The sequence below is a fragment of the Gulosibacter sediminis genome (assembly GCF_030011715.1).
Lineage (GTDB): Bacteria > Actinomycetota > Actinomycetes > Actinomycetales > Microbacteriaceae > Gulosibacter > Gulosibacter sediminis.
The window spans coordinates 30,833-43,614 of the sequence record NZ_JASCYH010000012.1; the positions used below are offsets into that span (position 1 = coordinate 30,833).

Genomic DNA, 12,782 nt, shown 5'->3' on the forward strand with positions numbered 1-12,782 from the left:
TGCGCCCGGGCAGCTATTTCCAGTTCGACATCATCAAGAAGCCCACAAGCGCGATGCCGAAGCCGATGAGAATGTTCCAGTCGCCGAGCGCGCCGACGGGGGCGCGGCCCGAAGACATGTAGTACACGAGGATCCAGATAAAGCCGAGCAGTAGGAAGCCGAACATGATCGGCTTGAACCAGACGGGGTTGCCCTCGGCGGCACGGCTCTGGGCCGCGGCGGCGGTGCGCTCCTGCTCCTTCGTGAGTGGCTTGCCGTCGGTGGGCTTCTTCTTGGCGGAACCTTTCGGCTCGTACTTCTTGCCGCGGGCCTCGGCCGCGATCTGCTTCGAGCGCTCGATGCGCTCGCGCTCGGCGCGCTTCTTGCGCTTCTCTTCGGCGCGCAGCTCGTCCTTCGTCAGCGGCTTCTTCGCGGCCTTCTTGCGCTTGGTCGCACCCGCCGCCGTTGCAGCGTCGTCGTCGTCTTCGTCGTCGTCTTCAGCTTCGTCGTCCTCAGGCTCATCTGCCTCGTCGCTGCCAGCGTCGTCGTCGACCTCGTCCTCGAGGTCTTCGTCGTGAACCTCGATGATGTCGTCGGTCAGCTCGTCGTCGTGACCGGCCTTGGGAGTCTCGTTGGGCATGATGGCATTCTAGCCGTCTAGAATTGCGCGCATGACTTCGCCCGCCCCTGACGCCACGAGACGTTCACGCAAGGAGCAGCGGCGAAAGCGAGCGCAGCGCATCACCGTCACCGGAGTGCTTGGTGAGCTCTTGCTCACGGCCGGCCTCGGCACGCTCGCGTTCATGGGCTGGAAGTACTGGCTCAACGACGTCATTCAGGGCAACGAGCAGAACTCGGCCGGTAGCGAGCTCAGCCAGGAGTTCGAGAAGAACTACACCGACGCGCCGGCGCCCGACGACGACCAGGGTATTCCGGTGCGCACCACGCCGACCGACTCCGCCGAGCCGTTCGCGGTGCTCTACGTGCCGGCCTTCGGTGCCGACTACTCGCGCACGGTCGCGACCGACATCACGCAGTACGGTGTGCTCGACCACTACGTCGGGTACTACATGAACTCGGATGCGCCGGGCGCGATTGGCACCTTCGCCGTCGCCGGTCATCGGCTCGCCTACGGCGCCCCGATGCAGAACATCCCGAACCTGCAGGTCGGCGACCACGCCTATGTCGAGACGGTCGACGGCTGGTACGAGTACGAGTACCGCTCGGGAGAGTACGTCGACCCGTACGAGGTCTCGATCCTGTCGGATGTGCCGCGCTACCCCGACGAGCAGGGCGACGACCGCATCCTGCTCATGATGACCTGCAACCCGATCTACTCGGTCGCGGAGCGCGTCGTCTCGTACTCGGTGTTCGTCGAATTCACGCCGCGCGCCGACGGTGCGCCCGACGAGATCGCCGACGTCGTGAACGAGCGAAACCAGAACGACGGCCAAGACACCGGCCGCGAATAGGAGACGGAATTGTACGGAGCGCTCTGGCGAGCATTTCCCGGCCCGTGGCCGGTGAAACTGCTGTTCATGCTGGTCGTTATCGCCGCGGTGCTCGCGGCGTGCGTGCTGTGGCTGTTCCCGTGGATCGACCAGACCTTCCTGACGCCGCAGGACGTCACGGTCGGCCTCGGGGCGCTAACCGGCAGTTAACGGCGACCTAGCGGTTGCCGATGCCGTTATTGTCGTTTCCGTTATTGCCGTTCCCGTTGTTGCCACTGTCGTCGGTCGTGTCACCCGAGTCCCCGGTGTCGCCGCTGTCGTCGCTCGGTTCGGGTTCGGGCGCAGGGGCGCTTCCGGTGCAGTAGCTGAGGCTGACTTCGCTGCCCTGGGCGACGGGGCCCGGAGCTACCGACATGTTCACGACGGGGCTGCCGTCCTGCGCCTCGCAGGTCGGGAGTTCCTGGCGCACCGGGGTGAGGCCGAGGTCGGTGAGCTGCGTCTCGGCGTCGGCGAGCGACTGCCCGCGCACGTCGGGCAGGCTCACGTTGCCACTCGAGACGTAGACGTTCACCTTCGAGCCGGGCTCGACCTCGGTGTTCGCGCTCGGTTCGCTGCGGATCACCTGGTCAGCGGGCACGGCGGGGGAGTCTTCGTTAATTATCGTGCCGAGGGTGAGCCCGACATCCTCGAGGGCCGTCTTCGCCTCGGACTCGGACATGCCGTCGAGGGAGGGCACTCCGATGGCGTCGGGGCCGGACGAGATCGTGATGGTGACGGTCGTGTCGAGCGCGACGCTCGAGCCCTCGGGCGGCGACTGCGAGATGACCTCGCCCGCGGGCACGTCATCGCTCGCGGCATGCTCCACCCGGGCGGTGAGTCCCACGTCTTCGATCGAGGCGGTGGCCTCCTCCTCGGTCATGCCGACGACGTTCGGCACGGATGCGCTCGTCTCGGGCAGCGTCATGGGCTGCAGCAGCAGCACCCAGAGCAGCACGCCGATGAGGACGGCCGCCACGAGGGTGACGGCGCCCCAGATCCACATGGCCGGGGGACGGCGCTGCACCTGCGGGGCGCGGTCGTCGTCCTCGTTCATCGAGTTGAGGGCCGACTCGGTCGCGTCGATCGCGGTCGGGCCGGCACCGAACAGCTGCGTGGTGGCCGACTCTTCGGCGGCCGAGCGCGTGTACGCGGGGGCGATGCCCTTGAACGCGTTCTGCAGGTCGGTGCGGAACTCGGCGGCGGTCTGGTAGCGGTCGTCGGCGCGCTTCGCGAGCGCCTTGGTGACCACCGCATCCAGCGCCGGGGTCACGCGCGAGCTTAGCTCGCTCGCGCGGCGAGGCGGCTCGGTGACGTGCTGGTAGGCGACGGCCACAGCCGAATCGCCCTGAAAGGGCACGCGTCCCGTGAGCATCTCGTAGAGCACGATGCCGGCCGAGTAGAGGTCGCTGCGACCGTCGACGGTCTCGCCGCGAGCCTGCTCGGGCGAAAAGTAGGATGCGGTGCCGAGAATCGCGGTCGTCTGCGCGATCGTTCCCGCGGTGTCGGAGATGGCCCGGGCGATACCGAAGTCGGTGACCTTGACCTCGTCGGCCGTCGTGACCATGACGTTCGCCGGCTTGATGTCGCGATGCACGACGCCGGCGCGGTGGGAGTACTCGAGCGATGTGAGCAGCCCCGACATGTACTTCTCGACCTTTTCGTCGCTGAGGGGCTCCTCGGCCATGATGTCGCCGAGCTGCTTGCCGTCGATGTACTCCATGACGATGTACGGCACGACGATCTCGAAGCCGTCGGTGCGCACGAAGGTGTCCTCGCCCGCGTCGAACACGCGCACGATGGTCGGGTGCGTCATGCGCGCCGCGGCCTGCGCCTCCTGGCGAAAGCGGCTCCGGAACGAGGATTCGCCCGCGAGGTTCGTGTGGAGGAGTTTGACCGCGACGTGCCGACCGAGGCGTTCATCAGTCGCTGCGTAGACCTCGGCCATTCCGCCGCGGCCAATGCGCCGTCCGATCTGGTAGCGGCCAGCGAGAGTGCGTTCTCCCTGGATCACTTGCTGAACTCCTCAGTATTGGTGGCACCGGGTTTCCGGTGGAACGGCTGCCGCCGATCACTACAGACTGCCCAGTGTATCGACCGCGCGCATCCGCTGGTGGTTCGCAGCGCGGCCGGGGCGTTATTCGCCGCCGTTGGTATTGGCTTCGGCGTCGTTCTCGTTTCCGGTACCGGGCGTCGGGTTGGTGGTCGGCAGCTGCTGCTGCGAGTCATCTTCCTGGTCGAGGTCGAGCGACGTCTCGGGCGAGGTCGGCACGTCCGACGACGAGCACTCGGGCTGGTACGTGGCCGTGACCGACGTCGCTCCGCTCGGGATGGTCGTGGTCATCGAGGTCGACGAGGCGCCTTGCGTGTACGGCGTGGTGCCGCCGTCACCGCCGGTCCAGGTGAGGGTCACGGTGTAGCCCGAGACCGACTGGCCGGGAGGGCATTGACCGTCGAACGAGCTCCACTCGACGACGAGGTCGGTGCCGTTCTGCGTGAGGGTGGGGCCGTTCGAGGGGCCGCTGTCGACCGCCGCGACGTCGGTGTAGACCGTGACCTGCACTTCGTCGCCGACGGTGAGGTTGCCGGTCGGGTTAACGCTGATGACGGTGTCGACATCGCTCTGGCTCTGGGCAGACTGACCGTCGACCTTCACAGGGTTGAGGCCGAGGCTGGTCAGTTCGGCGGCTGCGTCGTCATAGCTCATACCGACGAACTGGCTCGACGAGATCGAGACTGTCTCGGCCTCGGCCTGGGTTTCGGTCGGAGTCGGCTCTGGCGTCTCACTCTGCGTCGCCGTGGACGTCGGCGTGGTCTCGTCGCCGTTGTTCTGCAGCAGCGCGAAGCCGAGCAGGCCGAGCGCGAGGGCGAGCAGCACGAGGGCGGCGATGAGGATCCAACGCCAGTTGCCCGGCTTCTTCTCCTTCTCCTCCTTGTTCTCGTCCTCATCAGAATCGGTCGTCGCGACCTGCGAGCCCTGAGCGTTCTGGCCCATGAGCTCGTCGAAAGGGCTGTACTGCTGCGTCGACTGTTGCGGCGCGCCAAGCACCGTCGTCGACTGCTGGTCGTTGCCGAGCAGCTGGGTCTGGTCGAGCGGCGCGGTCGCGGTGCCGACGCCGAGCACGGCGGGAACGGCCTGGGCTGCGCGCTGCACGTCGCCGTCGCGGAGCGCGGCTGAGGCACGCGCGAATGCGGCCGCCGACTCGGGGCGATCCTTCGGATCCTTTGAGATCGCCGAGATGACGAGGTTGCGCACCGGCTCGGGCACCGTCACCGGCAGGGGCGGCGGCGCGTCGTTGATGTGCGACATCGCGATCGCGACCTGCGATTCACCCGTGAACGGGCGGCGGCCGGCGAGCGACTCGTACGCGACGATGCCGAGCGAGTAGATGTCGGTCGACGGCGTCGCCGCGTGGCCGGAGGCCTGCTCTGGCGAGAGGTACTGCACCGTGCCCATGACCTGGCCGGTCGCGGTGAGCGGCACCTGGTCGGCGATGCGCGCGATGCCGAAGTCGGTGATCTTCACGCGGTGGTCAGGCGTGATGAGCAGGTTGCCGGGCTTGATGTCGCGGTGCACGAGGCCGGCGCGGTGCGCGGCACCCAGGGCGGCCGCGGTCTGCGAGACGATGTCCATCACCTGGTCGGGCGGCAGCACGCGCTCCCGCTCGAGGATCGTCGAGAGCGCCTCGCCGGGCACAAGCTCCATGACGAGGTAGGCCGAGCCGTTCTCCTCGCCGTAGTCGTAGACGTTCGCGATGCCCTCGTGGTTCACGAGCGCAGCGTGCCGCGCCTCGGCGCGGAAGCGCTCGAGGAAGCCGGGGTCGCCCATGTACTCGTCCTTGAGGATCTTGATGGCGACTTGGCGACCGATGACGAGGTCGGTGGCTTCCCACACCTCGCCCATACCGCCGATGGCAATGCGGTTACCGAGTTGGTACCGATTACCGAAGGTGACTCCGTGTGCAGGCCTCATACCCCAAGCACCGCCTTAATCACTGCTGCTCCAATTGATGCCGCCAGTCCGTTTCCGGTCCCGCTTTGTCCCATGCCGCCGCCGTCTTCGAGAACGACCGCGACCGCTACCTGCTGCCCATTCGATTCGGCGAAGCCGGTGAACCAGAGCGAGTAGGCCTCGCCCTCACCGTTCTGCGCCGTACCCGTCTTGCCTGCCACGTCGATGCCGGCGATCGCCGCGTTGGTCGCGGCGCCTTCGCTGACGCTACCCTGCATCATGTCGGTGAGCTTGTCGGCCGTCTCCTGCGAGATCGGCGTGCCGTAGCTGCTCACCTGCGGGCCCTGAATCTCGTCGAGGTTCGGCGTGAGCACGCTGTCGACGACCGTCGGGTTCATGAGCTCGCCGCCGTTCGAGATGGCGGCCGAGACCATGGCCATCTGCAGCGGCGTCGCGCGCACGTTGAACTGGCCGAAGCCGGTGAGTGCGGTCTGCGCGTCGTCGAGGTCGTCGGTCGGGTACTGCGACGGCGTCGATTCCATCGGAATCTCGAAGCTGTCGTTGAAGCCGAACGACTCCGCCATCTCGCGGATCTTCTCGTCGCCGAGCTCGACCGCGAGCTGCGCGAACGGAATGTTGCACGACAGCTCGAGGGCGGTCTTCAGGTTGGTCTTCTCGCCGCTGCCGCACTTGGCGCCGTGCGAGGGGTTGTAGATGACCGAGCTTGAACCGGGCAGCTCCCACTCGGTGGGGTTGTCGAGCTCGGTGTCGGGCTCGACGATGCCCGCCTCGAGGGCCGCCGCCGCGACGACGATCTTGAAGACCGAGCCGGGCGGGTTCAGGTTGCCGGCGATTGCGCGGTTGAAGAGCGGGTTCGAGGGGTCGTTGAGCAGCTCGTTATAGGCGTCGATGACCTCTTGGTCGTCGTGCATCGCGAGCGAGTTCGGGTCATACGTCGGCTTCGAGACCATCGCGAGGATCGCGCCCGTTTCGGGGTCGATCGCGATGACCGCGCCCTGCATGTCGCCGAGCGCATCCCAGGCCGCCTGCTGCGCATCCGGGTCGATCGTTACCTCGACCGCCGCGCCGGCGGGCGAGCTGCCCGTGAACATCGCCTGCAGGCTCGTGAAGAACTGCGAATCGGAGCGGCCCGAGAGCTCGGCGTTCATCGCCGACTCGAGGCCGGTCGCGCCCTGGTTGGCCGAGTAGTAGCCGGTGATCGGCGCGTAGAGGGCGCCGTTCTCGTAGACGCGCTGGTACTTGTACTGCGTGCCGTCGGCCTCCGACTGCACGATCGGCGTGCCGTCGATGAGGATCGGCCCGCGCTGGGTTTCGTAGCTCGCAAGCAGCACGCGCGTGTTGCGGCCGTCGGCGGCGAGCTGCGGGGCCTGGAACACCTGGATGTACGTCGACGAGCCGAAGAGCGCGAGGAACATCGCGAGCAGGAGGATGCCGATGGCGCGAATGTTCTTACTCATGCTGATGCCCCCTCTCGGTTCGGTGTCGGATTACTGGCGTACATCTCGGTGGCGGTCGCGCCCGCCTGGCTGCTGCGGATCGTGTCGCTCAGCCGTAGCAGGATCGCAATGATGATCCAGTTGGCCACGAGACTCGAACCACCCGCCGCGAGGAAGGGCGCGGTGAGGCCCGTGAGCGGAATCACACGCGTCACACCACCAATAACGATAAACACCTGTAACCCGATGACGAACGAAAGGCCCGTCGCGAGTAGGCGACCGAAGTCGTCGCCGCCGAGGTGGCCGATGCGCAGGCCGCGGGCGACGATGATCAGGTACATCGCGAGAATCGCGAAGAGGCCCGCGAGGCCGAGCTCCTCGCCGAGCGCCGAGATGATGAAGTCGCTCTCGGCGAGCGGCGTGAGGTCGGGGCGGCCCTGGCCGAGGCCGGTGCCGATGATGCCGCCGTTGCCGAGACCGAACAGGCCTTGCACGAGCTGGTAGCTGCCGCCGTCGGCCTGGTAGAGCGCCTCATCGAAGGGGTGCAGCCACGCGTAGATGCGGTTGCCGACGTAGCTTATGTTCATGGCCGCGACCGTGCCGCCGCCGAGGAAGAGCAGCAGGCCGATGATGACCCACGAGATGCGGCCGGTCGAGACGAAGATCATCACGAGGAACAGGCCGAAGTAGAGCAGCGAGGTGCCGAGGTCGCGCTGGAACACGAGCACGCCCATGCAGAAGGCCCAGACGATGAGGATCGGGCCGAGGTCGCGCATCCGCGGCAGGCGCAGGCCGAGGAACTTGCGGCTCACCATCGAGAGCGAGTCGCGCGCAGTCACGAGGTAGCCGGCGAAGAAGATCGCGAGGGTGATCTTCGCGATTTCGCCGGGCTGGAAGTTGAAGGGGCCGACCGAGATCCAGACGCGGGCGTTCGCACCGGTCGCCGCGAGGCCCGGGATGAGCGGCAGCACGAGCAAGATCAGCGATACCGCGCCGAAGAGGTAGGTGTAGCGCTGCAGCACGCGGTGGTTGCGCAGCGCGATGAGCACGGCGATAGCGATCGCGATGGCGAGGCCGGTGTAGACGATCTGCGAGATTGCCTGGGTGCCCGGCTGCTCGGGGTTGTCGGCGAGGTCGAGCCGGTAGATCATCGTGATGCCGAGGCCGTTGATCGTCGTTGCAAGCGGTAACAGGAACGGGTCGGCGCGGGGTGCCCGGAAGCGCAGCACGATGTGCACGCCGAGCGTGAGCACGAGCAGCGCGCCGAACAGTGTGACGACGTGCCAATCGAACGTGCCGTTGACGCCGAGCTGCACCTGCAGCAGCGCGCCGAGCACGATGATGTAGGCCACAACGAGGAAGCCGAGCTCCATGTTGCGCAAGCCCTGGCGTCGTTCGCGGCGGCCGGTGGTCTGGGTCGGTGCGGTCATCGCTACTCACCTCCCGACGTGGCGGATGCGGTTGCGGAGGAGGTCGGGCTTGGCGGAGGCGTGCTCGTCGGAACCGGCGTCGCCTCCTCGTCGGGCTGGGTGGGCGCCGTGCCGTTGGTGAGCCGTTCGACGAGGTCCTGTGCCTCGGCGAGCGTGGCGAAGGCGATCGTGCCGGTAACCTGCGAACGCTGGTAGGGGTTCAGGTCGTCGACCGAGAGGTCGGTTTCGTCGATGACCTCGGAGAGTTCGAACGAGCCGATGTTCGCGTTGACCCCCTGGTAGATCGCGACGTTGCCGTTGTATTCGCCGACGTAGTACCGCGTTTGCGTCCAGCTATACACGAGGGCGCTCGCGCCGACCATGACCGCGATGAGCATCACCACCGCCGCCGACCAGGTGATGCGCCGCATGAGGCGGAAGCGCTTTTCCTCGGCGAGGATGCGGTTGAACATCTCGTCGGTCGGGGCCGCGAACTCTTCGTTCTCGGGCCGGGCCGCGAGCTTGCGCCGCGACTGCAACACGTCGGGCAGCAGTCGCTTGACGCGCTTCGGCGCGTTCGAGGCGTAGCGCATCGGGTTGACGGCGGCGCCGACGACCTTGGGCTTGATGCTCTCAAGCGGCTTCTCGCCGATCTCGAGCACGACGACGGTGACGTTGTCGGGGGCGCCGTTGTCGAGCGCGAGCTGCACGAGGTCGTCGCCCACCTCGCGGGACGATTCGACCTTGCGCGCGAGCACCTCGGCGATCTGGGTTTCGTCGACGTAGCTCGAGAGGCCGTCGGAGCAGAGTAACCAGCGGTCGCCGTCGACGGCCGGAACGACGTAGGTGTCGACGTCGGGCGCCGTCTCGACGTCGCCGAGCACACGCATGAGCACCGAGCGGCGCGGGTGCACGAGCGCCTCTTCGGGCGTGATGCGGCCGGCGTCGACGAGGCGCTGCACGAAGGTGTGGTCGACCGTCACCTGTTTGAGCTCGCCCGAGTGGTAGCGGTAGACGCGCGAGTCGCCGATGTGGCCGATGACCATTTCGTCGCCGATGCGCGTGATGACGTCGGCGGTTGTGCCCATGCCCTTGAGTTCGGAGTGGGTGCGTGCGGCGTCGACGATGAGCTCGTTCGCCTCGTGGAGGAGTGCCGTCAGGCCCTCCTGTGCCTCCGAGACCGAGGTGAACTGCACGTCGTGCTCGGCGAGGAACTTGACCGCGATGGAGGACGCGACGTCACCGCCCGCGTGGCCGCCCATCCCGTCGGCAACGGCGTGAATGTGCTTGCCGACGAGGCCAGAGTCCTGGTTGTTTGACCGGACTCGGCCCACGTGCGACACCGCGCCGGCGCGTACGATCTGCGGCATTAGCGAAGCTCGAAGGTGGTCGTGCCGATTCGCACAACGGTGCCCCGGCGAATTTCTACGGGCTGCGAAACGCGCTCGTCGTTGACGTACGTGCCGTTGGTCGAATCGAGGTCCTGCACCATCCACGTGTCGTTCCACTTGAGCAGGCGCGCGTGGCGGGTCGACGTGTAGTCGTCCTGGATGCGTAGGTCGGCATCGGGGGAGCGTCCGATGAGCAGCGGCTGGTCGCTGAGCTTGATCTCGGTGCCGCGGCGCGGGCCGGAGGTCAGCACGACCTTCTCGAACGAATTCGGGCCCTGCGGTTGGGATTGCTGGGCCTGCTGAGGACGTGACGGCGCAGACTGCTGCTGAGCCGAGGGCGCCGGTGTTGGTGCGGGCGCGGTGGCGGGAACGGGTTGCGGCTGCGGGGCTGTGCCCTGCTGCCGCGACTGCTCCATCGCGCGCTGGTAGTCGCGCGAGCGCGAGCCGAAGAGGTCGCTGCGGAGGGCGTAGATGATCGAGAAGATGAAGATCCACATGATCGCCAGGAAGACCAGGCGCAGCACCAGCAGTGTCAGTTCGCCGCTCATTGCATGCCTCCTGGTCGTTGTAGATAGCCCGTGTCATCGCTCGGCGAGGCCTGCGGCACCACCTGGAAGAAGAGCTGAGTGCGACCGATCTCGATGAGCGAGCCGGTCTCGATTGCCGATTGCGAGACACGTCGGCCATTGAGCTTGGTGCCGTTGGTTGAGCCGAGGTCGCGCACGCCGGCGCGCCGACCATCCCACACCACTTCGGCGTGACGGCGCGATGCCCCGCCGTCGTCGATCGTGATGTCGGCGTCGCTGCCGCGGCCGATGACGTTGCTGCCCTGGTGCAGGGTGTAGCGCTGGCCGTTGACGTCGAGCACCGGGGTCCAGTCGACGCGGCCTTCGACGCTGCGCGACTCGATCTTCAGCTGGCCTTCGCTGAGCGAGTCGTCCTGCAGCAGCTTCACCGAGAGGCCGCCCGCGAACTGGTAGTGCTGTCGGCTCGCGTGCTGCTCAATCTCTTGCACCAGGGTGCCCGTGAGCGAGTCGCCGAGGCCGGCGAGCCGGTCGTAGTCGGCGGGCGAAACGATGACGTGAAAGCGGTTGGGCACAAGGATGCGTTCGCGCGACACGATCGAGGCGCGCGTGTCGCATTCGCGCTTGAGCGCGGCGACGATTTCGACAGGCTGTAGGCCAGATTTGAACGTCTTGGCAAACGCGCCATTGAAGGCGCGCTCCAGCCCCCGTTCAAATTTGTCAAGAATTCCCACACTGTCTCCTACGTACGAGGTCTACCGTTGGCATAGTAGTGGCCGAGTATGAGTTGCGTGTGCCGTCTTCGCCCACTCGCGATGATTGCGCCCGGATTATGGTAGGGTCGTTCCTTGCGCGCGAGTGGCGGAATTGGTAGACGCGCACGGTTCAGGTCCGTGTGCTCGTGAGGGCGTGGGGGTTCAAGTCCCCCCTCGCGCACCAGGTGAAAGTCGCAAGGCATCGTTGATTCGGTGGCTTGCGACTTTCTGGTTTTCCTCCTGGATGCGCGCCCATGCCCCGTTCTCGCCCCGCGCTCGACGACAGCCTGCGTGCCCGTCAGCGGGCTACAAGTTAGGCGCGATGGCATGGGGCCGCTAGAACGGAGCGGGATCGTTGACCGCGTCATAGCCCTGGTCTTCGACTGGTTTGAAGATGGGCCCGACTCGTGCGGGTTCGACCGTCACCCATTCACCGCGCGGGGTGCGCCACCGGACCCAGCCGTTGCCGAGTTGTTCGCACTCCCACGGGCGTTGATGTTTCAGGGTGTGGTGTTTTGGGCAGAGGTGTCCCAGGTTTTCGACGTCGGTTTTGCCGCCCGCGGCCCACGGTTTCGTGTGATCGAGTTCGCTTTGGTGCGCGGGTCTGCGACACCCCGGGAATAGACACACTTGGTCCCTCGCTTGCAGGAACCGTCTCATCGATGGAGTCGGGTTGCGGGAATCGACGGTCAACACGTGCCCGGTGATCGGGTCGGTCAAGATGCGTTGGAAGCACTTCGCCGTGGAGGCCATTCCGCGGGCCTCGGTCATGCTGACTGGCGTCATCCCGTTGATCGTGGCGACGTCGCGCGGTGCGTCCGGGTTGAGGAGATTCATCACCGGGATCACGATGCTCACCATCGCGGTCACGCGCGACCGCCCCTTCGCCTCGTATTCGTGCATGCTCTGCGGCGTGGTGGTGAGGAAGGTCTCGACGAACAGGTCGGCCATCAACTGGCGCACCGTGCGCGGGTCCTCAATGAACTCGGCGTCTTCAGGGGAGAGCTCTTCCCCACGCGACTGTGCCTCGCGGACGCGGCGTCGATGTTCGTCGGCCTCGTTCACATTCTCCTCACGCAGCGCCTTGGCTTGCTGGTTCATGAGGTCGTACATTGCGCGCGCCTGCATGGTCGGGACGTCGGCGGTGATGCGCGACATGCCAAACTCGCGGTCCTCGATCGTGACGTGGCGTGCCTGGTACTCGTGCTCGAACGCCGCCTCAAACTCCTCGGCCCCAAGTTCCGCGGCGAGTTTGCGGGCGAATGCGTCGGTCGCGGCAACGGTCGCACCCTTCGCAAACTCCAACACCTTCGACGCGTACTCGTCCAACCGCGCGTCCGGCACGATCCCCGCATGCCGCAACAGTGCGCGGGCGTGCCGCATCGTCACCGCCGCTTCACGGAGCGGGTCGAGCCACACGACAAAGTCGGTGCCGAGGCGGTGCGCGTCATACGCCCGGTTCAAGAGTGCGGTGTCGGATTCGTTCGTGTGAATCCCGAACTCCGCGACGATCGATCGCAGGTTCAGCCGCAGCAGGTCATCAGGACTCGCCACCGACGAGCGTTCCTGCAACTGTGCGTAGGTGCGGTGCTCCGCGACGGCGTAGGCCTGCGCGAGGCCCATCATCTTCAGGTACGCGCCGGTCTGCTCGAGCTTCGCCCCATTGAGCACCATCTCTTCGATCGCCCCGAGCGCGTCATTCAGTCCGTCGGTTTCCGGTGGAGGGGTGGTGCCGTCTGGCCGGTGCTTCGGTGCACGACGAATCGGCTTATCAGCATCAGAGCCTGGGGGAGGAGTCGTTGCGGTCATCGGGCGTCACCTCCTCGAA

Annotated in this window: 11 protein-coding genes and 1 tRNA gene; 3 read left to right on the top strand and 9 right to left on the bottom strand. The window is 66.5% G+C overall.

The features are described from left to right. Positions 1-13 precede the first annotated feature (13 nt). Positions 14-619 (bottom strand): cell division protein CrgA, encoded by a 606-nt coding sequence (locus QM019_RS05880; RefSeq protein WP_282852251.1) that lies wholly within the window; start codon positions 617-619, stop codon positions 14-16. Between the two features lie 31 nt (positions 620-650). On the opposite strand from QM019_RS05880, the gene QM019_RS05885 reads away from it, so the two are divergent. Both QM019_RS05885 and QM019_RS05890 read left to right on the top strand, forming a co-directional pair. Continuing rightward, a complete protein-coding gene (locus QM019_RS05885) occupies positions 651-1,451 on the top strand; it encodes a class E sortase (protein WP_282852252.1) in 801 nt (266 codons plus the stop codon). 66 nt (positions 1,452-1,517) lie between these two features. Then, positions 1,518-1,640 (top strand): hypothetical protein, encoded by a 123-nt coding sequence (locus QM019_RS05890; RefSeq protein ID WP_345961017.1) that lies wholly within the window; start codon positions 1,518-1,520, stop codon positions 1,638-1,640. Between the two features lie 7 nt (positions 1,641-1,647). On the opposite strand, the gene pknB is transcribed toward QM019_RS05890, so the two are convergent. The 7 genes from pknB to QM019_RS05925 form a co-directional block, all read right to left on the bottom strand. Continuing rightward, positions 1,648-3,480, bottom strand: a complete 1,833-nt coding sequence (pknB, locus tag QM019_RS05895) for a Stk1 family PASTA domain-containing Ser/Thr kinase (RefSeq protein WP_282852254.1) — start codon at positions 3,478-3,480, stop codon at positions 1,648-1,650. A gap of 123 nt (positions 3,481-3,603) precedes the next feature. Continuing rightward, the gene (locus QM019_RS05900) at positions 3,604-5,439 is read right to left on the bottom strand and encodes a serine/threonine protein kinase (protein WP_282852255.1); all 1,836 of its coding nucleotides are present in this window, start codon (positions 5,437-5,439) and stop codon (positions 3,604-3,606) included. Then, positions 5,436-6,896: a peptidoglycan D,D-transpeptidase FtsI family protein gene (locus QM019_RS05905; RefSeq protein WP_282826005.1), complete on the bottom strand. Its 1,461-nt coding sequence runs from the start codon at positions 6,894-6,896 to the stop codon at positions 5,436-5,438. The genes QM019_RS05900 and QM019_RS05905 overlap by 4 nt, the downstream gene beginning before the upstream one ends. Beyond that, positions 6,893-8,305 carry an FtsW/RodA/SpoVE family cell cycle protein gene (locus QM019_RS05910; RefSeq protein WP_282852256.1) on the bottom strand — a complete coding sequence of 471 codons (1,413 nt, stop codon included), beginning with the start codon at positions 8,303-8,305 and terminating at the stop codon, positions 6,893-6,895. The genes QM019_RS05905 and QM019_RS05910 overlap by 4 nt, the downstream gene beginning before the upstream one ends. Positions 8,306-8,307: 2 nt before the next feature. Beyond that, positions 8,308-9,654 carry a PP2C family protein-serine/threonine phosphatase gene (locus tag QM019_RS05915; RefSeq protein WP_282852257.1) on the bottom strand — a complete coding sequence of 449 codons (1,347 nt, stop codon included), beginning with the start codon at positions 9,652-9,654 and terminating at the stop codon, positions 8,308-8,310. Further along, positions 9,654-10,223 carry an FHA domain-containing protein FhaB/FipA gene (locus QM019_RS05920; RefSeq protein WP_282852258.1) on the bottom strand — a complete coding sequence of 190 codons (570 nt, stop codon included), beginning with the start codon at positions 10,221-10,223 and terminating at the stop codon, positions 9,654-9,656. The genes QM019_RS05915 and QM019_RS05920 overlap by 1 nt, the downstream gene beginning before the upstream one ends. Next, complete coding sequence (locus QM019_RS05925; RefSeq protein WP_282852259.1) at positions 10,220-10,933, bottom strand: FHA domain-containing protein; 714 nt, start codon at positions 10,931-10,933, stop codon at positions 10,220-10,222. The genes QM019_RS05920 and QM019_RS05925 overlap by 4 nt, the downstream gene beginning before the upstream one ends. A gap of 118 nt (positions 10,934-11,051) precedes the next feature. On the opposite strand from QM019_RS05925, the gene QM019_RS05930 reads away from it, so the two are divergent. After that, a tRNA-Leu gene (locus tag QM019_RS05930) sits at positions 11,052-11,138 on the top strand. Between the two features lie 152 nt (positions 11,139-11,290). On the opposite strand, the gene QM019_RS05935 is transcribed toward QM019_RS05930, so the two are convergent. Further along, positions 11,291-12,763, bottom strand: coding sequence for an HNH endonuclease signature motif containing protein (locus QM019_RS05935; protein ID WP_282826015.1), 1,473 nt, complete (start codon positions 12,761-12,763; stop codon positions 11,291-11,293). Positions 12,764-12,782 lie beyond the last annotated feature (19 nt).

Excerpts from the sequence above, each read along its gene's own strand:
- QM019_RS05880 (WP_282852251.1), bottom strand. The coding sequence starts at position 619 with ATGCCCAACGAGACTCCCAAGGCCGGTCACGACGACGAGCTGACCGAC.
- QM019_RS05885 (WP_282852252.1), top strand. The coding sequence starts at position 651 with ATGACTTCGCCCGCCCCTGACGCCACGAGACGTTCACGCAAGGAGCAG.
- QM019_RS05890 (WP_345961017.1), top strand. The coding sequence starts at position 1,518 with ATGCTGGTCGTTATCGCCGCGGTGCTCGCGGCGTGCGTGCTGTGGCTG.
- QM019_RS05900 (WP_282852255.1), bottom strand. The coding sequence starts at position 5,439 with ATGAGGCCTGCACACGGAGTCACCTTCGGTAATCGGTACCAACTCGGT.
- QM019_RS05905 (WP_282826005.1), bottom strand. The coding sequence starts at position 6,896 with ATGAGTAAGAACATTCGCGCCATCGGCATCCTCCTGCTCGCGATGTTC.
- QM019_RS05910 (WP_282852256.1), bottom strand. The coding sequence starts at position 8,305 with ATGACCGCACCGACCCAGACCACCGGCCGCCGCGAACGACGCCAGGGC.
- QM019_RS05915 (WP_282852257.1), bottom strand. The coding sequence starts at position 9,654 with ATGCCGCAGATCGTACGCGCCGGCGCGGTGTCGCACGTGGGCCGAGTC.
- QM019_RS05920 (WP_282852258.1), bottom strand. The coding sequence starts at position 10,223 with ATGAGCGGCGAACTGACACTGCTGGTGCTGCGCCTGGTCTTCCTGGCG.
- QM019_RS05935 (WP_282826015.1), bottom strand. The coding sequence starts at position 12,763 with ATGACCGCAACGACTCCTCCCCCAGGCTCTGATGCTGATAAGCCGATT.